This window comes from Streptomyces sp. NPDC097617 (assembly GCF_044761485.1).
Lineage (GTDB): Bacteria > Actinomycetota > Actinomycetes > Streptomycetales > Streptomycetaceae > Streptomyces.
In genome coordinates this window covers 93982-115498 of record NZ_JBIWCL010000017.1, presented here as the reverse complement: position 1 = coordinate 115498, position 21517 = coordinate 93982, and the positions used below count along the sequence as shown (strand labels likewise).

The 21517-nt window shown below is 72.8% G+C and carries 17 protein-coding genes; 7 read left to right on the top strand and 10 right to left on the bottom strand.

The window, feature by feature from the left end; translation table 11 throughout:
* The first annotated feature begins 18 nt into the window (after window positions 1–18).
* Together ACIQZO_RS25355 and ACIQZO_RS25350 are read left to right on the top strand one after the other, a co-directional pair.
* Window positions 19–471: an SRPBCC family protein gene (locus ACIQZO_RS25355; protein WP_403630041.1), complete on the top strand. Its 453-nt coding sequence runs from the start codon at window positions 19–21 to the stop codon at window positions 469–471.
* 144 nt (window positions 472–615) lie between these two features.
* Window positions 616–1674, top strand: a complete 1059-nt coding sequence (locus tag ACIQZO_RS25350) for a VWA domain-containing protein (RefSeq protein ID WP_403630038.1) — start codon at window positions 616–618, stop codon at window positions 1672–1674.
* A gap of 101 nt (window positions 1675–1775) precedes the next feature.
* Here the strand turns inward: ACIQZO_RS25350 and ACIQZO_RS25345 are convergent, their stop codons facing one another.
* The 5 genes from ACIQZO_RS25345 to ACIQZO_RS25325 all read right to left on the bottom strand — a co-directional run bounded on the left by ACIQZO_RS25345 (window position 1776) and on the right by ACIQZO_RS25325 (window position 7572).
* Entirely contained in the window at window positions 1776–3350 is a 1575-nt protein-coding gene (locus tag ACIQZO_RS25345; RefSeq protein ID WP_403630036.1) for an alpha/beta hydrolase, read from the bottom strand.
* A 197-nt stretch (window positions 3351–3547) separates the two neighbouring features.
* Complete coding sequence (locus ACIQZO_RS25340) at window positions 3548–4081, bottom strand: hypothetical protein (protein ID WP_403630033.1); 534 nt, start codon at window positions 4079–4081, stop codon at window positions 3548–3550.
* A 105-nt stretch (window positions 4082–4186) separates the two neighbouring features.
* A complete protein-coding gene (locus ACIQZO_RS25335; RefSeq protein ID WP_403630161.1) occupies window positions 4187–5170 on the bottom strand; it encodes an SCO0930 family lipoprotein in 984 nt (327 codons plus the stop codon).
* A 135-nt stretch (window positions 5171–5305) separates the two neighbouring features.
* Window positions 5306–6757, bottom strand: a complete 1452-nt coding sequence (locus ACIQZO_RS25330; protein WP_403630030.1) for an NADH-ubiquinone oxidoreductase-F iron-sulfur binding region domain-containing protein — start codon at window positions 6755–6757, stop codon at window positions 5306–5308.
* Window positions 6754–7572: a hypothetical protein gene (locus ACIQZO_RS25325; protein ID WP_403630028.1), complete on the bottom strand. Its 819-nt coding sequence runs from the start codon at window positions 7570–7572 to the stop codon at window positions 6754–6756. The genes ACIQZO_RS25330 and ACIQZO_RS25325 overlap by 4 nt, the downstream gene beginning before the upstream one ends.
* A gap of 582 nt (window positions 7573–8154) precedes the next feature.
* On the opposite strand from ACIQZO_RS25325, the gene ACIQZO_RS25320 reads away from it, so the two are divergent.
* Window positions 8155–9462, top strand: a complete 1308-nt coding sequence (locus ACIQZO_RS25320) for a PucR family transcriptional regulator (protein ID WP_403630025.1) — start codon at window positions 8155–8157, stop codon at window positions 9460–9462.
* 303 nt (window positions 9463–9765) lie between these two features.
* On the opposite strand, the gene ACIQZO_RS25315 is transcribed toward ACIQZO_RS25320, so the two are convergent.
* The 4 genes from ACIQZO_RS25315 to ACIQZO_RS25300 form a co-directional block, all read right to left on the bottom strand.
* Entirely contained in the window at window positions 9766–11148 is a 1383-nt protein-coding gene (locus ACIQZO_RS25315) for a DUF1996 domain-containing protein (RefSeq protein ID WP_403630022.1), read from the bottom strand.
* A 9-nt stretch (window positions 11149–11157) separates the two neighbouring features.
* On the bottom strand, window positions 11158–11796 hold the full coding sequence (locus ACIQZO_RS25310) for a DUF4142 domain-containing protein (RefSeq protein ID WP_403630019.1): 639 nt from the start codon (window positions 11794–11796) through the stop codon (window positions 11158–11160).
* A 702-nt stretch (window positions 11797–12498) separates the two neighbouring features.
* Window positions 12499–13206 carry a sigma-70 family RNA polymerase sigma factor gene (locus tag ACIQZO_RS25305; protein ID WP_403630018.1) on the bottom strand — a complete coding sequence of 236 codons (708 nt, stop codon included), beginning with the start codon at window positions 13204–13206 and terminating at the stop codon, window positions 12499–12501.
* A 150-nt stretch (window positions 13207–13356) separates the two neighbouring features.
* Entirely contained in the window at window positions 13357–14040 is a 684-nt protein-coding gene (locus tag ACIQZO_RS25300; RefSeq protein ID WP_403630016.1) for a hypothetical protein, read from the bottom strand.
* A gap of 244 nt (window positions 14041–14284) precedes the next feature.
* On the opposite strand from ACIQZO_RS25300, the gene ACIQZO_RS25295 reads away from it, so the two are divergent.
* Both ACIQZO_RS25295 and ACIQZO_RS25290 read left to right on the top strand, forming a co-directional pair.
* Window positions 14285–15490 (top strand): MFS transporter, encoded by a 1206-nt coding sequence (locus ACIQZO_RS25295; protein ID WP_403630013.1) that lies wholly within the window; start codon window positions 14285–14287, stop codon window positions 15488–15490.
* A 14-nt stretch (window positions 15491–15504) separates the two neighbouring features.
* On the top strand, window positions 15505–16581 hold the full coding sequence (locus ACIQZO_RS25290) for a sugar ABC transporter permease (RefSeq protein WP_403630010.1): 1077 nt from the start codon (window positions 15505–15507) through the stop codon (window positions 16579–16581).
* Here the strand turns inward: ACIQZO_RS25290 and ACIQZO_RS25285 are convergent.
* Entirely contained in the window at window positions 16578–17768 is a 1191-nt protein-coding gene (locus tag ACIQZO_RS25285) for an acyl-CoA dehydrogenase family protein (RefSeq protein ID WP_403630007.1), read from the bottom strand. The genes ACIQZO_RS25290 and ACIQZO_RS25285 overlap by 4 nt on opposite strands.
* Before the next feature lie 159 nt (window positions 17769–17927).
* Here ACIQZO_RS25285 and ACIQZO_RS25280 point away from each other — a divergent pair, with 159 nt between their 5' ends.
* Window positions 17928–19799 carry a CoA transferase gene (locus ACIQZO_RS25280; RefSeq protein ID WP_403630005.1) on the top strand — a complete coding sequence of 624 codons (1872 nt, stop codon included), beginning with the start codon at window positions 17928–17930 and terminating at the stop codon, window positions 19797–19799.
* Window positions 19796–21454, top strand: a complete 1659-nt coding sequence (locus ACIQZO_RS25275) for a class I adenylate-forming enzyme family protein (RefSeq protein WP_403630002.1) — start codon at window positions 19796–19798, stop codon at window positions 21452–21454. Before ACIQZO_RS25280 ends, ACIQZO_RS25275 begins: the two co-directional genes overlap by 4 nt.
* The last annotated feature ends 63 nt before the right edge of the window (window positions 21455–21517 follow it).

The following is a 21517-nucleotide window of genomic DNA, read 5'->3' as shown; positions in this document are numbered from 1 at the left end:
CCACCCCGAGGAGCCGAGATGTCCGGACAGTTCGACGCGCGTATCGAGATCGACCGGCCGGTGGAGGCTGTCTTCGCCTACCTGGCGGACGGGCGGAACGACCCCGAGTTCAGCCCCCGGGTCCAGGAGATCACCAAGACCCCGGACGGCCCCACGGCCCTCGGCACGGTCTTTCGCAGCACGGTCAAGGACGCCGGGATGAAGACCGGCCGCGAGTTCCGCATCGTCGGCTTCGATCCGCCGCGGCTGATCCGCTGGACGGAGCAGACCCGCAACCTCGTCACCGCGGAGGGCGGCTACGACCTCGAGGCCCTCCCCGGCGGCCGCACCCGCGTCCGGATCTTCAACACCCTCGAGGGCCACGGCCTCGGCAAGCTGCTCGTCGGCCTCGCGCTCGGCGCGGCCCGCAAGGACGCCCCCGACTTCGGCCGCCGCATCAAGGCGGCCGCGGAGGCCTCGATCCCGGACTGAGCCGACGCCTGCGGCTCTCGCCCGGCCCCGCGGTCCCGCCGGGAGCGGGCGGGCAGGGCTCTGATCGTCCGTCAAGCTCCGTTGTCAGTGGCTCCCCCTAGTGTGGATTCATCACCTGGGGAGCCACTGAGAAGGAGCTGAAGCATGTCCGCCAACAAGATCCAGCACAAGGTCAACCACGTCGCGCTGGTCGTCGACTGTTCGGGTTCCATGCGGCAGCACCAGGGCCAACTCATTCGTGTCGTCGACGAGTTCGTGGCGGGCCTCAAGGCCGAATCGGACAGCCTCGGTCACGAGACCCGGATCAGCCTCTACTCTTTCGACCACAGGGTGGAGAATCTGGTCTGGGACATGGACGTGAAGCACCTGCCGTCCATGCGGGGGCTCTACAAGGTCAACAACGGCGCCACCGCCCTCATCGAGGCCTCCCTGAAGTCGCTGGACGACCTGGGCCACATATGGGAGGAGTACGGCGAGCACAGCTTCCTCCAGATCGTCGTGACGGACGGCGAGGAGAACGCCTCGGGCGGCGACCGGCGGCACGACGGAGACATGGCCATCCTCGGCCCCTGGCTCGACCGGATCGCGGCGAAGATGGGCGCGCTACCGGAGCACTGGACGTCCGCCATCCTCGTACCGAACTCCCTGGCGAAGCGGACCGCTCAGAACTACGGCTTCCCGGCCGGGAACATCGCCATATGGAACGCGGATTCCCAGGAGGGCGTCGAGGAGGCGATCGGCACCGTGCGCGCTGCCGCCACCAGCTTCCTGCGCGGCCGCGAGAAGGGCGTGCGCGGCACCAAGAACCTGTTCGCGGTCGGTCAGGACATCTCGGTCGACGAGGTGCGGGCGAACCTCGAACCGGTGCCCACCGACAAGTACCGGCTCCTGGAGGTCGACGCGGAGGTCGAAATCCGGTCCTTCGTCGATGCGCACCCGGATGTGACCTACGCCCGCGGCGCCTGCTACTACCAGCTGGGCACCCGGGTCCAGGTGCAGCCCGACAAGGAGGTCATCGTGGTCGAGAAGGGCACCGACCGGGCCTACACGGGCGACGCGGCACGCAGCCTCCTGTTCGGTACAGGGATCCGGGGCACCGTCTCCGTGAAGGCGGGGTGCAACCCCGAGCTGGAGGTGTATGTGCAGAGCCGGTCGGTCAACCGCAAGCTCAAGCCGAAGACCCGTCTGCTCATCATGGTCTGAGCCCGGCAAACGGACGGCCCGGCTCGATTCCGCGCGGAAGGCGGTTCGAGCCGGGCCTGCGGGCCGTGGCCGGTCGGGCCGTGCGCCGGCCTTGGACCGTGTCAGAACCGGCCGGGGCCCGACGGGAACGGCAGCGGCTTCGACGGCGCCGCCGAATCCTGCCGCTGGGCCGCGGCCGGCGGGTTCTGGCAGGTCACGTCCTGGGCGGGCAGCCGACCCGTGGTCAGGTACGCGTTGACCGGGGCGTTGGCGCAGGAGGTGGGGTCGAAGAGGTACACGCCGTGGCCCTCACCGCCCGCCGCCAGCACCATCCGCGAGCCCTTGAGGGCGCGGTGCAGGCCCTGGCCGCTGACGAGCGGGGTCTGCGAGTCCCACTCGTTCTGCACCGTCAGCACGTTCGCCTTCTTGTTCATCGGCGTGGCCGCCTCGACCGGCCGGTCCCAGAAGGCGCACGGCTTGATGTTGGACGCGAAGTCCCCGTACAGCGGGTACTTGGCCTTGTCCTTGGCCGCGTCCCGCTCGTACTGCTCCGTGTACCGGGGCCAGCTGCCGGTGTCCCCGCAGGCCACGGCCCAGAACACGGCGGTGCCGTTGTCCGTGGCGGGCTCGGCCGCCGCGTCGCCCGCCAGCTGCCGCTTGAGCTGCGTCGCGGTCGCACCGGCGGGCAGCGGCTTGCCCTCGGCGGCGGCCTTGAGGGCCACGACCATCGGGGTGGCCTGTGCCGGGTAGAAGAACACCCCGCGCGCGGAGCGGATCATGTCCCCGTCGACCTTCATGCCGTCGAGCTCGATCGGCTCCTTGTCGGCGCGCGCCACCAGCCCCCAGAAGGTCTCGGACACGGCCTTCGGGGTCTCGCCCAGCCCGTTCTCCGCCGACCGCTGCGCCGCCCACTGCGTCCAGCGCGTGAACGCGGGCTCGGCCTCGGTGGCCCAGACCTGGATCATGCCGCGCCAGATCCGCTGCGGGTCCACACCGCTGTCGAGCACGAAGCGGTCCGTACGGTCCGGGAACATCTGCGAGTAGACCGCGCCGAGGTAGGTCCCGTACGAGTAGCCCAGGTACGAGAGCTTGCGCTCGCCGAGCACCGCGCGGATCGTGTCCATGTCCCGGGCCGTATTGCGGGTGGTGATGTACGGCAGTACCGAACCGGCCTTCTCCCGGCACTTGTCGGCGACCGTGCGCGCCCACGCCACGTCGGAGCCGAAGCTCTCCGGACGGTAGGCGCGGTCGATGCTCTGCTCGGTGTCGGTGAGCCCGCAGGTGATCGGACTGCTGGCGCCGACCCCGCGCGGGTCGAAGCCGATGAGGTCGTAGCCCTCCCGCACGTCCTTCGGCATCGCCTCGTTCATCAGCAGCGGCAGATCGAGCCCCGAACCGCCCGGGCCCCCGGGGTTCAGCAGCATGGCTCCGTGCCGCTTGGCCGGGTTCTCGCTCCTCATCCGGGATATCGCCAGGTCGATCGTGCGCCCTTCGGGACGCCGGTAGTCGAGCGGGACCTTGAGCGTCGCGCACTCGTACGAGGCCGGCAGTTCGGGATTGCAGCGGTGCCAGGCGGGTTTCTGCCGGAGGTGGTCCGGGGCCGGGGCGGCCGAGGCCTGGGTCGCGGTCAGCAGGGGCACGGAGGTCGCGATGAGTCCGGCGGCGGCGAGCAGTGGTGCGAGGCGTTTCAGGCGCACGGAGCCGTTCCTTTCGGTGAAGTCGCTTACGCGTCCACCTTGTTGCACGTCGAGCGCTGCCGAATCATCCCGAGGGGTCGTGCCCTGTGCTCCTCACGAACGAGCCGACAACAGGACACGTGGCCGACACGCCGCAGTCGGCCCCCGGTTGTGCACCGGGGGCCGACTGCGGCGTGCGGAAGGGGCGCGGACCGGCTCTAGTGGCCGGAGTGCCCGCCTTCGTGGGTCTCGCCCTCGGTCGGGGCGTGGCTCTCGCCGTGGGTGTCGCCGGCCTCCAGGTCACCGCCGAGCCGTCCGCGCAGCACCGTCAGTGCGTCTTGCGTCTGCGCGGTCACGACCCAGCGGTCCCCGACCAGATACATGCCGCCGTACATCCGGGCCTCGGTCAGCCAGGAGTGCAGGCCCTTCTCCGCGGTGAAGGTGACCATGCGGTAGACGACCTGCCCGGCCTCGCAACCGGCCTGGCGCAACTCCTCGACCTCCACGTTCACTTCGGCCGTACAGCCGATAGCCGTGGCGATCTGCTCGATCGAGGTCGAGGGCGGGGCCGGGCTCGAGGGCGTCGCCGCCGCGGTCTCCTTGATCTCCTGCGCGCCGGCCGAGGTGTGGTGCGCCGACGCCTTCGCGGCGCAGCCACCGCACAGCAGCGCGGCGACGCACGCCGCTGCGACGGCCGGAAGGGACAGGCGGGTCCGCCGGGCGCGGCGGGGGCGGCGGTCGGTGGACGGCATGACGACCTCTCTGGCTGAGCGGGGAGGGATCGTGGCGCCCGGGCGGGGAGGTACCCGGGCACCACGCGTTTTCGGGGGGGAGGGGCCGGTGCGCGGCACTACGCCCTAGTTGACGACCTTCGCCTTCTTGCCCTTGTCGGTGATGGCGAACCACAGACCCTTGTTGTTGTGCCCGGTGGTGTCACCGGGTTCCTTGTCTCCGGTGAACGTGTAGACGGGCCAGCAGTCGATGGTCAATTGCTCGCTGCCGTCAGGTCGCTTCACCTTTCCAATCAATTCAGGAGCGATTCCGCTTACGTTTGCCTTGTCGACCGGCTTGGCGGGCTTCCAGGTGTCCGTGCAGGCATCCACGCAACCGATCTTCATCGGCCAGGCGCTGTCCTTGTCGAACCGGTAGAGCGTCTTGCCCTCCGCGTCCTCGACGAGGGTTCCGAGCTCGGGGTTCTGCACGGCGGTGAGTCCGGTGGCCTTCGCCTCCGCCGCCGGCTTCTCGTCCTCCTTCTTCTCCTCCTTCTCCGCGCCGGCCCCGCCCTTGCCCGCGGGCTTGCCGCCCGGGCCGAGCGCGTGCCAGGTGCCGCCCACACCCTCGCCGAGGGCGTCGCCCGCCTTCGCGTCCTTCGCGTAGCGGTAGACGGGCCATCCGGCGAGCGTGAGCTGCTTCGTACCGTCGGAGCGGTCGACGGAGCCGAGGAGGGCGGCGTCGATGCCCTCGCTGACCGTGGCGCCGTCCGCGGCCACCGCGGGCCAGGTCGCCGCACAGTCCCCCTCGCAGTTGGACTTGGGGGGCTTGGGCGTGTCCTTGTCGAACCGGTAGAGCGTGAAACCCTCGCTGTCGGTGACCGCGGCGCCCAGGCCCTGGATCTCGCTCACCTTCATCTGGCCGGCGGGGCCGGTCTTGCCGAGCTGGCCCGCGGGGACGGCGGCGCCGCCGGCGCCGCTTCCGTAGATGTCGGCGGCGGAACCGGCCTGTTTGCTGTCGCCCACCGGCTGAACTGAAGTTTGCTTTCCCCCGTAATTGTCCGAGCTTCCGCATGCGGCCGTCATCATCAGTACCGCGACCGCCGACACGGCGAATATCTCGCGACGCATTTTCTTCACGATCTCTCCTTCAGGTTCGGTTCCGCGTTTCTTGCCCCGGATAATTGATACGGGGCCCGGACCGGCGGGAGCGAATATCCCTGGGAATTTGTCATATCGCGCCAACATTGAACCCGGGGCATTGGTTCAGTCCTGGATGCGCAGCGCGAGGGCCGGGCAGCGGCGCACCGCGCGCTGGGCCTTCTGCCGCAGCTGGCGGGGCACGGCCATGGAGGCCTCGGCCGGGAAGCCGTCCACGTCGAGCCGCACGACGTCGGGCAGCACGTCCACGCACAGCCCGTGCCCCTTGCACAGGGTCCAGTCGACCATCAGCCGCTCCGGGCTCTCGTCGTCCTCGGGCAGCGGAAGGGCGCCCAGCACCCGCCTGCCGCAACCGCTGCCGAGCGCGTGGTCCCGGAACTCGTCCGGGAAGGTCCTGAGCGCCGAGGCGACGAAGGCCGAGGTGCCGTCGGGATGGCTGCACGCACCGCGCCGCAGCACCGCCTTCATCCGCAGCTCCAGCATCTCGAGGGCGGGTCTGCCCCCACCCCGGATGGCGTCCTCCAGTACGTCGGCCATGGCGGGCAGCCCCCGTACGCAGGGGCCGCACTGGCCGGCCGACTCCTTGGCCATCCAGCGGGTCACCCGTGCCACCTCGCCGGCCGGACAGGTGTCCAGCGGCAGCGGCAGCACCGCCCCCGCCCCCAGCCGTGCGCCGAGCCGGTCGAGGGACTCGCGTGACACCTCGGCGGCGCGCGCGGACGCCGGATCGAGCCACTTGCCGTGATAGCCGCCGACCAGGACGCCCTGGCCCGGGTCGGTGCCGCACAGTTCCAGGATGTAGGACAGCGCGGCCCCGCTCGGCGTCTCGACGACCGTGGTGCCGGCGACGGTCAGCAGGACGGTGCCCGGCTCGCTGGGCAGGCCGGTCGTACGGTAGTCCAGCGCGCCGAGCCGGGCGGCGACGGCGAGCTGGGCGAAGGTCTCGGTATTGGAGAACAGGGTGGGCACGCCGTTCAGGCCCCGCTCACTGGTCCGTATCTTCTGTCCGGAAGGCAGCGTGGGCCCGCCGTTCAGACCGTTCACGTGCGCTGTTCCCTCTCCGGTGACGAAGCGTTCGGGCAGCCGCGTGATCTGCACCCGGCGTCCGGCCGGGCCGCGTTCCGCCACGGCCTCCCGCAGCGACTGCTCCACGTCCCCGCGGGTGACGCCCACCACGACGTCCTCGGAGTTCAGCGCGGCAGCGGCCAGCAGGGCTCCGTCGAGTACCAGATGGGGGGCGTGCAGCAGCATCGCCGTGTCCTTGAGGCAGCTCGGTTCGCCCTCACTGCCGTTGACGACGACGGCGGTCTGCCCGTCCCCGGCGCGTGCCGAGCGCATGACGGCGCGCAGCTTCCGGGCGAAGGGGAAGCCCGCCCCGCCGCGGCCGCGGAGGTCGATGTTGTCCGCGAGGTCGACGAGCTCCTCCGGCCGGTAGCGGGGCATTTGGCCGTGTGTCGTCAAATGGGCCACGCGGTCGAGCCGCGCGGCCTGGTCGAGTCCGGCCAGCAGCCGGGGAGCGCCCACGCAGCCGAGGCTGGGGCGCGGGTCGCCGCTCACATTTCCCGCCCTCGGGTGGCGAAGCCCTCGCCGTCCGCGGCCCGACTCGATGCGTACACGGCGGTGCGGGGCGGTTGTTGTTCGACTCGGGGCGGCGGTGCGGGACTCGCGGTCACGGCCGCCGCTGCCGGGCGCTGCGCGCGCCTCGGCCGGGGGACCGTGGCCTTGACGGGCGTCTGGGGTACGGGCGAGGGGATGGGCGGCAGGGAGGCCGCGTAGCGGATCCGGGTCCTGACACGCAGGACGAGCACGCCGACGATACCGAGCAGGGCCAGCCCGTAGGCGGCCGTGACCCAGGTGTCGGCGGCACGGCCCGATTTCAGTCCGTGCACCAGTGAGGCGCCCCATGCCGGATAGGCGCCGAAGTGCAGGGCGCGCCACAGCATCGAGCGGCGGTTGGTGGCGAACACGCTGCGCGCCGCGCCGGAGATGGCCACCGCGATGAAGAGGTATCCGGCCAGGGTGCCGAGTCCGACCAGAACGGGCCGGGCGTCGTCCGTGAAGGGGATGAGCGCGGACGACGCGCTCGTCCGCTGTTCCGCGATCTTGACCCATATGTGCAGGGCGAGGAAACCGAGGCCCGACACGGCCAGGCCGCGGTGCGCCGCCTGGGCGACCAGCCGGTGTCCCGAACCCAGGATCACCCGGTCGGTCGCGGCCAGCCCCCACAGGACTGTGGCGGTGAGCGAGACGAGCGAGAGTACGCCCGCCCCGAAGTCGAGGAAGTCCCATAGCTGGGCGAAGGCGCCTGCGCGGGCAGCCACGGTGATGGCCACGATGGCCGCGCCCGCCGCGCAGAGCACGGCGGGACTCACCCTTCCGGGCGCGGAAAGGAGGGAGGGCCGCCGGACGGCCCTCCTTCCGGCCGCCGAAGCCGCTGCCGCGTGGCGGCTCCTGCGGCGGGCTCTGTGTGAGCTGGGCATATGAGGCTGGGGCAGGGGCATCCAGTTCTCCTGTGCGCCTGGGCTCCGAGCACTCCACCTGGCGCTCGGCACCCGGGGGTCGTTGTCGTCGTGCCCGGCAGCGCTGTGAAACTCCGCGCCGGCCGAGGGAACGTGGGGCCGGAGTGCAGCAGCATCGTGGAGCTGCACAGCAGCTCCACAGGATTTATCGAAACGTGATAATTTCTCTCACCGCGTCTCCGGCGCATCGAACAACACCGGAAGATTCCCCTCCAGCGGAGGTTGCGACAGGCCACCGCGCCGCCCGTCACCTACGCATCCCCGACGGTAAAGACAAAGCAAAAGAACGGGACCGTAAGTGGTCGGACCTCTCCAGGAGGGAGTACGAGGGCCGCAACTCCCGAGTCAGACAGGAATGTTGGCACGGGGGGCAACCTCGGCGGGCTTGTCGCTCTTCCCCGGACAGGCCTCACCCCGGCACGAACGAGGAAAACGATGTGTGAACTTCTGAACCGCATCTGGTCCCGCCCACGTGGCGAGTGGACGCGCGTCCTGCGCCGGGAACTCCCCGCGCTGGCCGCCGAGATAGTGGAGGAGCTTCTGCATGGAATTCCGGAGTTTTCCGCACTTATCGATGACAACGATGCCATTGATGACGAGTTGTTCCGGCAGCGAGTGGAAGAGGCGCTCCTCACCGTCCTCGGCTACCAGGAACAACCCCGGGAACAAGCACCGGACGAGCACGATGAACGGGCCGAGAGCGAGGACGAGATCGAGAACCAGGTCAAGGCCGAGAACAAGTTCCAGACCAAGGCCGGGCAAGGGTCCCCATCCGGGACCGAGTCCGGCATCGAACCCGGGCTCGCGGCCCGGGAGGAGTGCGAGGTGACGCACGAGGGCCGGCACGAGGGCCTGTGCGAGGCCCGCAACGAAGGTGTGCGCGAGACCCGACCCGTGGGCCTGCGCGCAGCGCGGCTCGCCGCCCGGCACGAAGGTGTCCGGGAGATGGACCAGGCGCGGCAGGACCTCTTCAACACCCTCACCGATGACCGGGCCGCATCCGAGATGTCGCTCAGCGAGCTCGCGGAGGCGGCCGGCTGGCCCCTCCCGTCGGCCGTACGGGCCATCGTGCCGGCCACGCCCGGCGAGACCCAGCAGTTGGCCGCGGCACTGGACCACGCCCTCGTCGGTATGTTCGCGGGCCGTCCGTGCCTGCTCGTCCCCAGTAACGACCCGGACAGCCGCGCTCCCCTGGAGCACGTGCTGCGCGGCCGGTTCGCGGCCGTGGGCCACGCCGTACCCCTGCGCGACACGGCGTCCTCGCTGCGCTGGGCCCTGCGCCTGTCCGCGCTGACACCCGCCCGCCCGGGTCTGGAGATGCGGCCCGTCTTCGTGGACGACCACCTCTCCACCCTGCTGCTGCTCCAGGACGAGCCGCTGGCCCACGCACTGGCCGCCCGCTGGCTGCGCCCGCTGGCCGACCTGACCCCCCGCCAGAGCGAGCGGCTGGAGGTGACCCTGCTCGCCTGGCTCGAGGGCGGCGGAGCCCCCGAGGCCGCCAAGGCCCTGAGTGTGCACCCGCAGACCGTGCGATACCGCATGCGCCAGCTGGAGAAGCTCTTCGGCACCGGCCTGCGGGACCCCCGTACCCGCTTCGAGCTGGAGATGGCCCTGCGCAGCCGCCGGCTGATGGCGCAGGTACGGCGTCAGCACTCGCGGGTGGGCCGCAGGGCCGCCCGCGTCATCCAAGCCGACTTCACCCCCTTGGTCGTCGGCCGGATGGCTCGCGTCAACGGCCTGTAGGCAGCACCGAACCGAGTCCGAACCGAATCCGCACCGGGCACCACAGAAAGAACAGAACAGAACAGAAGAGAAGAGAGCAGAACAGAACCGCAAGCAGCCCGGCCCGGCCCCGTATTCACGGGGCCGGGCCGGGCTGTTCGGTGTGTACGGGGGCCGGACGCGGTCAGGACGCCGGGGCGCCGTACACACGAGCGGTGTTGGCCCGAAGTCGGCTTCGGGCCAACACCTGACCCGGGACGGACGCGGTGGTGGTGGAGGAGGGGGAGCGTCCGGCCCGGGGGTCAAGGGGTGTTCAGTCGCGGATCAGCGGCAGGTGCGTCCTTCGTTGATGCAGCCCACGGCCTTGTTCATCAGGCTGTTGGACATCACGTTGATGAAGTCGTCGTGGTCGGTCACCGGCTTGTGCAACTGCTCGGGGAAGCTGTCGACCGCGAAGCGGGCGCCCGGCGCCACCCCGTAGGTGAGGCTCATCACCAGCTGCGGAATGGCCTTGAAGCCGTTCTGGCAGCGGCCGTTCTTGTCGGGGAAGGCCACATGGGACCGGTGGTTGGCGCTGTCGATGTTCTTGCCGTCCCAGCAGCTCTGGAAGGTGAAGGAGCGCACCACGTCACTGCCCTTGGGGCAGACCGGGTACTTGTCCTTCAGCTGGCGGTTCTCGAATCCGGTGCAGCTCCACGAGGCGTTGGCGTTGGCCGTGCCGTTGGTGAAGGCCTTGGCGTCACCCGTGATGATGCGCAGGAAGCGGGGCATCGCCGTGACCTTGCCGACGGGGCTGCCCTTGTAGCTGATCGACACCTGCTTCGGCTGGAGGATGGTGCCGACGTTGCCGTCCTGGCCGCCGCCGGGCGCCTTCGCGTCCCGCTCCACCTTTCCGTCGCGCAGACGCAGCACGGGCCAGTAGTAGCTGGACTGGTCACCGTTGCCGCAGGTGGTGCCGGACTTGGCGAGGCTGTCGTTGGTGGAGAAGGCGTCGGTGGAGTTGTTGCCCACGTAGTCGTGCATGTGGTGGGCGCCGTTGGAGACGCCGGGGGCGACGATGACGTTGTCGGGGTTGAAGTGGCCGTTCTCGTTACGGCCGCACTGCGAGGTGAAGGACCCCTTCGAGGCGCCCGCGCCGGCCGCGGGCTTCTTCACATTCGGCCGGATCTTGGTGATGTTGACGAAGTCGCTCTTGGCCGGACCGCCCTTCTGGCCGGCGGCCTGAGCGGCGACGCCCTGCTCGCCCTTGCTCGCCGCGGCTGCCGCGGCGTCGTCCGCGGCGGGCGCCTGCTTCATGGTGCACGCGCTCAGGGCCTGCAGTTCCGCGGGGTTTTGGCCGGCGCGGCCCATCGCGTCGGTCATGCCCTTGATCGTCTTGTCGCGCTGCTCCTTCAGATTGCCGAGGAGGGCGGCGTCGCCCTTCGCCTGGCCGGCGGCGAGGCGCCGGTAAGCGTCGGCCACCTGGGAGTCCAGTTTGGCGAGGTTCGCGTCTACCTCGGGTTTGGCCTGTTCGGGGACCGCGGTGAGTTTCTCTCCCACGTCGGGGCAGTCGATGGTCGCTGTCATCTCCTGCGCACGGTTGCCCCACTGGCCCGCGGACGCGTTTCCGGTGACGACGGCGACCCCGCCACCGCCCAGTACGAGCGCGGCGATCACGCCCAGGAGCTTGTTCGACAGCCGTGGGCGTTTGTGGCCGTTCTTACTCATGCGATCACTTCACTTCGTCGGTTGGACATTGTCGGAGAGCGCGTCGAAGTCGACGAGTCCGGTGTCTTCGAGGACCGTGATGTGGTCCAGAACCGTGTTGTTGGCGGACGAGGCGAGGGCTCGGACCATGGAGTTCTTGGTCTGTGCCCGAATCCCGGCCAGCAGGGCGAACACCTTTCCGTGGGCTCGGCGCAGCAGTTGCACGAACAGTCGTTCGTACTCTTCGCCGCGTGCACGGTTCATCTGGCCCAGCCAGTCCTGCTGCTGCGCGGACGGCTGGTTGGGCAGATCGACACCGAGGGCCTGACCGACCTGGATGACCTGCCGGTCCAGTTCGGTGTGGCCGTCGATGAGGTGCTGGCCGGCCGTCTTGATCGCGGGTTTGGACCCGCGCTGCTGGGCCTGGCGGCCGGCCGGCAGCTCCCACAGTCCGGCGAGGCGGACCTTGCGGATGAAGTCCCGGTCCGCCGCCGTCAGTGGTCCGTAAGCCGTGCTCACGGTGCCACCGCCGTCGTCATCGTCCGCGGAACCCGTGACGGCGGCCGATGCGCGGCTGCCGAAACTGTCCACGGGTATCAGCAGCGCGATCAGCGTGAGGGCAAGGGCGCTGATGACGAGGCCGCTTCCGATCGTGTATCTCGTGGCCATCGACAAGCCGCTGATGGATCTCCGCCGCATTGACAGCACTGTGCCTCCTCGCTCCAAGGGCCGGGAGGGGGTGGCGGGGCAGGAGGGGCCGCACAAGCCGTGCGGTGCACACCCGCATTCCCGGGGTGTGACGGGACGCTAGTGCCGGGCGCGCCGCCGCTGCGAGGAGACATCACCATCGGATAAACATCCCGGCGACTCCGCGGAAGGCTGATATCTTGCCGCGCGTCCGCCCATCCGGCCGGGCGGCGCCGCGGCATGTCCGCGCGCCCGGCCGTCATGCCGCCGCGAACCGCGCCGCGACCGGGTGCCGAACGTGTCCACGAGCCGGTCGAAGGCCAGGTCACGGCATGGACGGAGCCGGACGGTCGGCCCGCCGGCCCGGCCCCCGGCGGGGCTGTCGCGAGGCCACCACAGGTCGGGATCCAGCCGTGCGGCACGGCGACGCGCCGCAACCGCACCGCTCGCCCGCGCTCATCGGTAGGGACGGCGGCGAGGGGGATTCGGTTCTCCCGGTACGCGGTTGCGCACCCCGTACGCGAGCGGCGCGCCCGGATCCGCCTCCCCCGCCCCCTACGGGCGCGCCGGAGGCGGCCCCGTAGGGGGCGGGGGAGGCGCAGCGGTACGGGAGAAAGCGTTCCAGCGCCCGGCGGCGGCTCGCCGTAGGCGCCCCGCGGCCCGGTCTCCCGTACCGCTGCGGGATCAGGCGAGCGCCGCCGCCATGAGCATGCGTTCGCCCGCCGACCGGGGGGCCGCGGGGGCCTGGTCGGGCCGCGCGGCCGCGGGCTCCGGGGCCGGCTGGGCCGCATGGGTGTCCGTCAGGAGCGCGATGAGCGAGATGCGGGCGCGGGCCACGCGGGAGCGGACCGTACCGATGGGGCAGCCGACGGCCGTGGCCGCCTCGGCGTAGGAGAGCCCCAGCAACTGGGTGAGCACCAGGGCTTCCCGGCGCTCGGCCGGGATACCGGCGAGCAGCTCCGCCAGGGCAATGCCGTCCTCGAAGCCCGGGACGTCGTACGGCTGGGTCTGCTCGGCGGCCGTCTGCCAGTCGCAGCGGTCCGAGAGTCTCGGCCGGGCGGCCGCGTGCCGGAGGCTGTCCACCACCGTGCGGCGGGCTATGGACAGCAGCCAGGTGCGCGCGGAGGAACGGCCCTCGAAACGGTGCAGGCTCGCCAGTGCGCGGAGGAAGACGTCCTGGGTCAGGTCGTCGGCCGCCTGGGTGTCGGCGCTGAGGTAGGCCACGTAGCGCCAGACGTCGCGGTGGAGCGCACGCACGAACCGGTCGGTCTTCACGGGATCGCCGTCCCGGGCGTCCAGCGCCAGCCGGGTCACCTCCGCGTCGGAGTCGGCGGTGCGCCGGGCCGGCCGGTTGCCGGCGGTACAGGAAGGGGTCGTCAGGGCAGCAGTCATCGCCAAAGGTCCTTACGGGCAAGGGGTGTCCGGCGCCCGCGAGCGGGCGGGGCCGGTGAAGAGGACGGCCTGCCGGAAGGCAGGGCCGATGCCCGAGGCGCGGCGTACGGGTGCGAGAGCGGTCGCGGACGCGGCTCGGGGAACCAGCTGTCAGAGGACAGCGGTTCCCGCGGGCGGGCCCCGTGAGGTGATGGCGTGGACGAGGAACAGCCGGCGCGGTGCGCGGTGGGCCCGGCTCCGGCGCACCCGAACGGACGGCCGGCGCGCGGGGACAGCCGTACGGAGCAGCAGGCGCAGCGGAGTCCGGAGGCGGCAGGCGACGGCGCGCAGCACGCGGAAGGCGGCCCGCTCGCCGTGGGCGAGCCACAGCCCGCACAGCACGGCCGCCAGGAGGTGGGCGGCCAGCATGCCGGTCGGTGACATCCCGGCCGCCTCGTGCATCCCGCCCGGCAGCGGCCCGCCACTCGCGCCGCTCGCCCCGATCGTGACGGTCAGGGCGGACGCGGCGTCAGCCGTCCCGTGCATCCCGTGATGCACGGGAGCAGCGGCTTCCGGCATCCCGCCGCCGGGCGGCGGCCGGGACATCTGCCCGGATCCGGCCGTCGCGGCAGCCGGAAGGAAGGACTGGGCCAGGGTGAAAGCGGTGTGCAGCGCGGTCTGGACGGCGACGGCCGCCGCCGTGACGGCGAGCAGTCCGCGTTCCCGCCCGGCGAGGGCCCACGCCGTCGCCCCGGCTGCGGGAAAGGCGACGGCCAGAGCCCACCAGGGCACCGCCGCACCCGACATGAGCAGGTGGCCGGTGGCCGCGAGCAGCACACAGAGGGCTGCGAACATCGCAGCCCTCAAGGCGCGTAAACAGCGGACCGGGTTCATGGAGGTCTCATCCTTGCACCGGCCGCTCGAGCCGCACATCAGGGTGCGCACTTCCGGACAAGTTCCCGCGTCCCGCCGTGTCATGGCGGGGACCGCCCGCCTCCTGTGGTGCAGGGCACACCGGACCGGGGGAACCGCTCCGCCCGTCCATCCGACTGACTACCCGCTCGGTCGAAGAGCGCAACGTCCCGGGAAGGGAGACTTCGTGGCCGCGGAGGGGACGGCGACCGCATCGCCGACGGAGAAGGACGCCGGGGCGGGGCGGCAGTTGACCGCGCTCCTCACCTGCGCCATGGCGTTCTCCATGTTGCAGCTGTTCCTCCTCGGGGCGCTCGGCCCGCGTCTGGTGACCGAACTCGGCGTAACTCCGGCGGTCTTGGGGCTGACCACCACGATCGGGTTCGGTACGGCCGCCGTGCTGTCCCCGGCGGGCGGCCGGATCGTGGACCGGATCGGCCCCAGGCGCTCGCTCGTGGTCCTGCTGCTGGTCTCCGCGGCGGCCCTCGCCCTGATCGGCGCCGCGCCCGGCGCCGGTCTGCTGTTCGGCGCCGTCGCACTGGGCGGAGTACCCCAGGCACTGGCCAACCCGGCCACCAACAAGGCCGTGCTGCGCGCCGTCCCGCCCGCCCGGCGGGGCGCAGTGACCGGGCTCAAGCAGTCCGGTGTGCAGCTGGGCGCCTTCGCGGCCGGACTGCCGCTCGCGCTGCTCGCGGGCGGCATCGGCTGGCGCGGCGCGGTCTGGACGGGGGCCGCCGCCGCCCTGCTCGCCGGGCTGTGGGCGCTGCGCGTGCTGCCGGCCGACCCCGCTCCGCCGCCCGCCGGGCCCCGTACGACTCTCGTGCCGCGGGGCATGGTGGCCTGGCTGGCGGTGTTCTCGCTGTTCCTCGGCGCCGGCATCGCCTCGGTCAACACCTATCTCGCGCTCTTCGGCGCGCAGCGCCTCGGCATGGGGCCGACGGACGCGGCCGCCCTGGTCGCCGTACTCGGCGTGGCGGGGATCGCGGGCCGGGTGGGCTGGTCGAAGGCGGCCCGGCCCGGGCGGGCCGAGTGGCTCCCCGGCTGGCTGGCCTGCGGGGCCCTGGGAGCGGCGGTGCTGCTGGCGGCCGCCCTCGCGGCGGGCCCGCTGGTGTGGGTCGGGGCGATCGCCGTCGGCGTGTTCGCGGTCTCCGGCAATGCCGTCTCGATGGTGCTGGTCATGCAGCGGGCCGCCCCCGGCCGGGCCGGGCAGGACTCGGCGCTGGTCGCGGCCGGGTTCTTCGGCGGATTCGCCGTGGGCCCGCCGCTGTTCGGCCTGCTCGCGCAGAGCGGGCGGTACGGGCCGGGCTGGCTGCTGGTGGCGGCGGAGTTCGCGGCGGCGGGAGCCGTCGCGTTCCTCTGGGCCGTACGGGACCGGCGCGAGGCCGCGGTATGAGCGCGGGCCGCGCTATGAGCGCGTACGGGACCGGCACCGGACGGGCCCTCGCCGCCGTCATGGAGCGGGTGGCGGTGACGGCCGAGGCCGTCGGCCCCCGCTTCCCGCTGTACGCCGACCCGGACGACGGGCGGTGGACGACCACCGGGCGCGGCTCATGGACCGGCGGGTTCTGGGCGGGCCTGCTCCGGCTGCGGGCGCGGTACACCGGCGACGAGGCCGACCGCCGCGCCGCTGTCGTGTGCACGGCCCGGCTCACACCGTGGGCGGCGGCCGACACCGCCACCCGCGGCCTCATCCTCTGGTACGGGACCGCTCCCGCCGACGACGACGCCGAGGCCGCCGCCCTCCGGGCCCGGGCCGCCCGGGCCCTTCTGTCGGCCCACGACCGCGAACTCGGGCTCGTCCCCTGGGGAGGCGCCCTCGGCGGGCCCCGGCTGCTCGCCCGCGTCGACGGGGTGCCGGGGACGGTACCGCTGCTGGCCGGCGCCGGACCGCTGGGCGTCGCCGCCGCGGCCGCCCACCTCCGCCACCACCTCGACCTCTGCCTCGGCGCCGAGCCTGCGACGCTGCGGCCCGCCCTGCGCTTCGAGCCGGGCGCGGGCTGGCAGCCCTGCGCCGACCCGCCGCCGGGCTGGAGCCGGGGCCGGGCCTGGTTGCTGCTGGCGGTCGCCGACGCCCTGCTGCGCCCGGACCTCGCCGCGGCCGCGTCCCCCGCCCGGCTCGACGAGGCTGTCGAACTCCTGCTCGGGCAGGACGGCTTCCTGGTGCCGGCGGCCGACGCCGCCCGGCCGGACGGGCCGCTCGACACCTCGGCCGCCGCGATCACCGCGGTCGCCCTGCTGAAACTCGCCCGTGTCCCCGGCCCCCGGGCGGCGTCGTGCGCGGAGCGGGCCGAGGCGATCCTCGGCCGTCTGGTGGTGAGCCACCTCAGCGGCGAGGGCTCCGGACGCCCGCCCGGGATGCTGCTGGACGGCTGCTACGACGCGGGCAAGGGGCTGGCGGTCCGCCACGAACTCGTCTGGGGCGACTTCTTCCTGGCCCTCGGCCTCGCCGCCCTGCACGGGATCGTCGACATCACACAGGTCTAGGATCGCTGGTCCCCCGATCCGTACGCGCGCAGCACGCGGCGGGCGACAGAGGTGATGTGCAGCTCGTCCGGGCCGTCGAGGATGCGGGCCGCGCGCCCGGTGCGCAGGAGCGCGGGCAGCGGGGTGTCCGGGCCGAGCCCGGCGGCTCCGTGGACCTGGATGGCCGAGTCCGCCACCTGCTGGAGCATGCGCGCGGCTGCGACCTTGGCGAGCCCCACCTCCGTACGCGCGTCCCGCCCGGCGTGGATCAGCGCCACCGCCTCGTGGACCAGGGGGCGGGTGGTGCGCAGGGCGAGCAGGGCGTCGAAGACATGACTCTGGATCAGCTGCTGGTCGGCGAGCGGCCCGCGGGACCCGTTGCGGGCGACCGCCCGCTCACACATGAGGTCGAAGGCCCGCCGGGCCTGGCCGAGCCAGCGCAGGCAGCGCAGCGTACGGCCGAGCGCCAGCCGTTCGCCGGCGATGGCGAGCGCGTCCCCGGGCCCGCCCAGGAGGTGGTCGGCCGGGACCCGGACCCGGTCGAGTGCGATCTCGTACTGGCCTCCCGCACCGAGGACGGGGAGTTCGCGCACGATACGGAAGCCGGGCGAGGCGGTCGGCACGAGCAGCAGCGACAGCCCCTCGCGGTCACCGGCGCTCCCGCCGGTGCGGGCCATGACCGTCACGAGGTCGGCCCCGGCGGCGCCGGAGGTGAACCACTTGCGGCCGGTGACGAGCCAACTGCCGTCCGGGCCGGGCTCGGCGCGGGTACCGGTCCCGAACGGGTCGGTGCCGGGAACGTCCGGCTCGGTCATGGCGTAGCAGGTCCGCATCTCCCCGGCGACCAGCGGCTTCAGATAGGCCTCGCGGACCGCGGCCCCACCGTGCCGCGCCAGCATCGTCACGTCGAGCAGCGGGGCGGACCCCAGCGCGGCCGGACCGTGGTCGCTGGCCCCCTCCACCTCCGCCAGCCCGGCGTACGTACGGAAGTCCAGCCCGCCGCCGCCCAGTTCCAGAGGCAGCGGCAGGGCCCAGAGGCCCTCCTCCTTCGCCCCCGCCCGCAGTTCGGCCAGCGCGTCGGCCGCGGCGGGGCCGCCGCCGTCCAGCACCGCCTCCCGGGGGATCACCCGGTCGCGGACGAACCGGTCGATCCGCTGTGACAACTCAGTTGCCTCCAAGGGCTGTTGTCTGTCCAAGGGGTGGCTCATGGCTGGATCCGTCACTTCTTTCCTCCTTGTTCCCGGGAACTCGCGGGAACGGTCGACCGACTCTCTGTCCGTGGAACTGGTCGGGTGCGGAGGCTCCCGGGTTCCCCACTTTCGGCAAGACCCGGGCGCCGGCCACCGCCGGGCCAGGAGAGGAGAGGCATGGCGTCACCAGCAACCACGCAGACGGTCCGGCCGCTCGACACACTGCGCTTCGACACCTCGGGACCCCCGCAGATCGCGAGCGTCGTCGCCGACCACCTGCGGCTGCTCGGAGCACGGACGGACCGTCCCCGACCGGGGGACGCGTCCACCGGCGCCGGCGCCGGCGGCACCACCCGCACGGGCATCACCAGCACCACCCGCACAGGCACCGCGGGCGCGACCACCATCACCATGACCGGTGGCGGCTTCGATCCGGCGCTCGCGACCGCCGTCTGGGCGGATCCCGCGAGCGGGCTCACCGACGAGGCCACGGTGCAGGCCGCCACCGGCATCATGGCCGTGCACGGCCGGCGCGACGGCAGCCCGCGCGGCCTCGCCGTCGACTACGCGGCCACCGCCACCGGCATCCTGACCGTGCAGGGGCTGCTCGCGGCCCTCGTGGGCCAGGCCCGCGGCGCCGCCGCCCGCACGGTCACCACCGGCGCGGACCGGGCGGGGCTGCTCGCCGTCTCCCAGTACCTCGCTGCCGCCGGGGCCGACGAGGGCGAAGCGTCCGAACTCGCCCCAGGAGGACCACCGTTCACCTCCTCCGACGGGATCCTCTTCGAACTGGAGACGCTCGACCCGGGCGCCTGGGCAGCCTTCTGGAAGGCGCTGGAGGCACCCGCGGAGGCCCTGCGGACCGGCTGGCGGCCCTTCCAGTTCCGTTACGCCACCGCCTGCGCCCCCTTCCCGGTGGCCCTGCACCTCACAGCGCGCAGCCATTCCTGGGAGCGGATCCGCCGGGCCGCGGCCGCGTTCGGCGCCGAGGTGTGCGCCCTGCGCCCGCTCGCGGAACGGGCCGCCGAACACGACGGCGCGGCCCCCTGGTCGCTGGCACCGACGTCCGTCGGCCTCATGGCCGTCGGGTCGAGCCGCCCGGCCGCAGGGGCCCCGACCGGCCTCCCCGCCGACGGGCCGCTCGCCGGACTGACCGTGCTGGAGGCGGGCCGCCGTATCCAGGCACCGCTGGCGGCGCACCTGCTCGGGCGCCTCGGCGCGGACGTGATCCGGATCGAACCGCCGGGCGGCGACCCGCTGCGCGGCATGCCCCCGGCCTGTTCCGGGATCTCGGCGCGCTGGCTCGCCCTCAACCGGGGCAAGCGGGCCGTCGAGATCGACATCAAGAGCGAGGCGGACCGGCGGCGGTTGCGGGAACTGGCCGCAGGGGCCGATGTCTTCCTGCACAACTGGGCCCCGGGCAAGGCCGCCGAGCTCGGCCTGGACTGCGAGGACCTCGCACGGGTCAACCCCGCGCTCGTCTACGCGTACACCAGCGGCTGGGCGGACCGGATCGAGGACGCCCCCATGGGCACCGACTTCATGGTCCAGGCCCGTACGGGCGTCGGGGAGGCGGCCCGACCCGAGGGAGAACCCCCGGCGCCGTCACTCATGACCCTGCTCGACGTGCTGGGCGGGCTGCTGGGCGCCGAAGCCGTCCTCGCCGGGCTCCTGCTGCGCGAACGCACCGGCCACGGCGTGCGGGTGGACTCCTCCCTGCTCGGCGCGGCCGACACGCTGACCGCCCCGGCCCTGCGCCGGGCGGCCCGCGGCGAGAACCCCCGTCGGCCGGCCGGATTCCGGCTCCCGCGGCCGACGGCGGACGGCTGGCTCGCTCCCGCCGACCGCGATGCCCGGGCCGCTGCCGCCCACGACCTGAGCGGCCTGTCCACCACCGAGGCCCTGGCCCGGCTGCACGAGCACGGGCTGACCGCGACCGCGGTCACCACCGAGCTGTCCGACCTGCACCGCGATCCGCGCTTCACCGGTTCGATCAGCCGCGATGCGCACGGCGCCCCCGCAGTCCCCGACCCCTGGAGCTTCGTATGACCGCCGACAGGCTCGTACTGCACGATCTGCTGCCCGCCGAACTGCGCCGGTCCTGGGTGGTCGACGGGACCTGCCCCGACCTCGACCTCTACAGCCTCTTCCGGGCGCGCCAGATCGCCGATCTGCACCGGACGGCCGTCATCGACGCCAAGGGCAGGCTCTGCTACACCGCGCTGGACCGCAAGGTCCGATGTCTGGCCGCCGGCCTGCGGGAACTCGGCATCGGCCCGGGCGACGTGGTCGGCGTGCAACTGCCCAACAACCGCAGCGCCGTCATCGCGGACCTGGCGCTGGCCGCGCTCGGCGCGATCGCGCTCCCGTTCCCGGTGGGCCGCGGGGTCCTCGAAGCCGAGTGCCTGCTGCGCCGCGCCGAGGCCGTCGCCGTCATCGCGGCGACCGAGTACCGGGAGTTCCGGCACGCGGCCGACCTGAGCACGCTCGCCGGCACCCTGCCGGCCCTGCGCCATGTCATCGCCGCGGGGCCGGTCGCGCCCGAAGGAACGATTTTGCTCTCCGCGCTGCTGCGCTGCGACCCCAGCGGTTTCGCCCCCGCCCGGCCCGACCCCGACAGTGCCGCCCGCATCCTCGTCTCCTCCGGTTCCGAGGCGGAGCCGAAGATGATCGCGTACTCGCACAACGCGCTGGCCGGCGGCCGCGGAAACTTCCTCGCCTCCCTCATCCCGGACCGCACCCCGCCGAGCTGCCTCTTCCTCGTACCGCTGGCCTCCGCCTTCGGGTCCAACGGCACCGCCGTCACCCTCGCCCGGCACGGCGGCACGCTCGTCCTGCTCGACCGCTTCACCCCGGAGGCGGCGATCGAGGCGGTACGCGAACACCGGCCGACGCACATCCTCGGCGTGCCCACCATGGTCCGCATGATGCTCGAACGCCTCGAGGGGACGGGCGAGAAGCTGCCCGCGCCCACCGCGCTCGTCCTCGGCGGGGCGCCGCTCGACGAGACCACCGCGGCCGCCGCCGCCGCTGCCTTCGGCTGCCCGGTGGTCAACCTCTACGGCTCCGCCGACGGGGTCAACTGCCACACGGGGCTGGGCAGTACGGTGCCGCCCACCGACGGGACCGGGGTGGTCGCCGGCCATCCCGACCCCCGGGTCGCCGAGATCCGCATCGCCGACCCGCAGACGCACGAACCGCTGCCCGACGGCGCCGTCGGCGAGATCATCTCGCGCGGACCGATGACCCCGCTGTGCTACGTGGGCGCCCCCGACCTCGACGCCCGCTACCGGACGCCCGACGGCTGGGTCCGCACCGGTGACCTCGGATACCTCGACTCCGACAGCGTCCTGCACATCGTCGGCCGCCTCAAGGACATCGTCATCCGCGGCGGCGCCAACATCAGCCCGGCCGAGGTGGAACGCGAGCTCACCGCGCACCCCCAGATCCGGGACGTGGCCTGCGTGGGCGTTCCCGACCCGCTGATGGGGGAGCGGCTGGCCGCCTGCGTCGTGCCCCGGGCCGGGCAGCACCCCACCCTCGCCTCCCTCGGCGAACACCTCACGCGGCGCGGCCTGGAGCGGCGCAAGCACCCCGAGCGGCTCCTGCTGATCGCGGAACTGCCCCTGACGGCAGCCGGAAAGCCGGACCGGGCGGCGCTGCGCGAGCGCCTGGCCGAGGCCCCGCTCGCCCAGGCGGGCTGACGCCCGGGTCCCGGCGGCGGGCCCTGCCGCCGGGACCCTGCCCCGCGGTTTCGCGGGGACCTG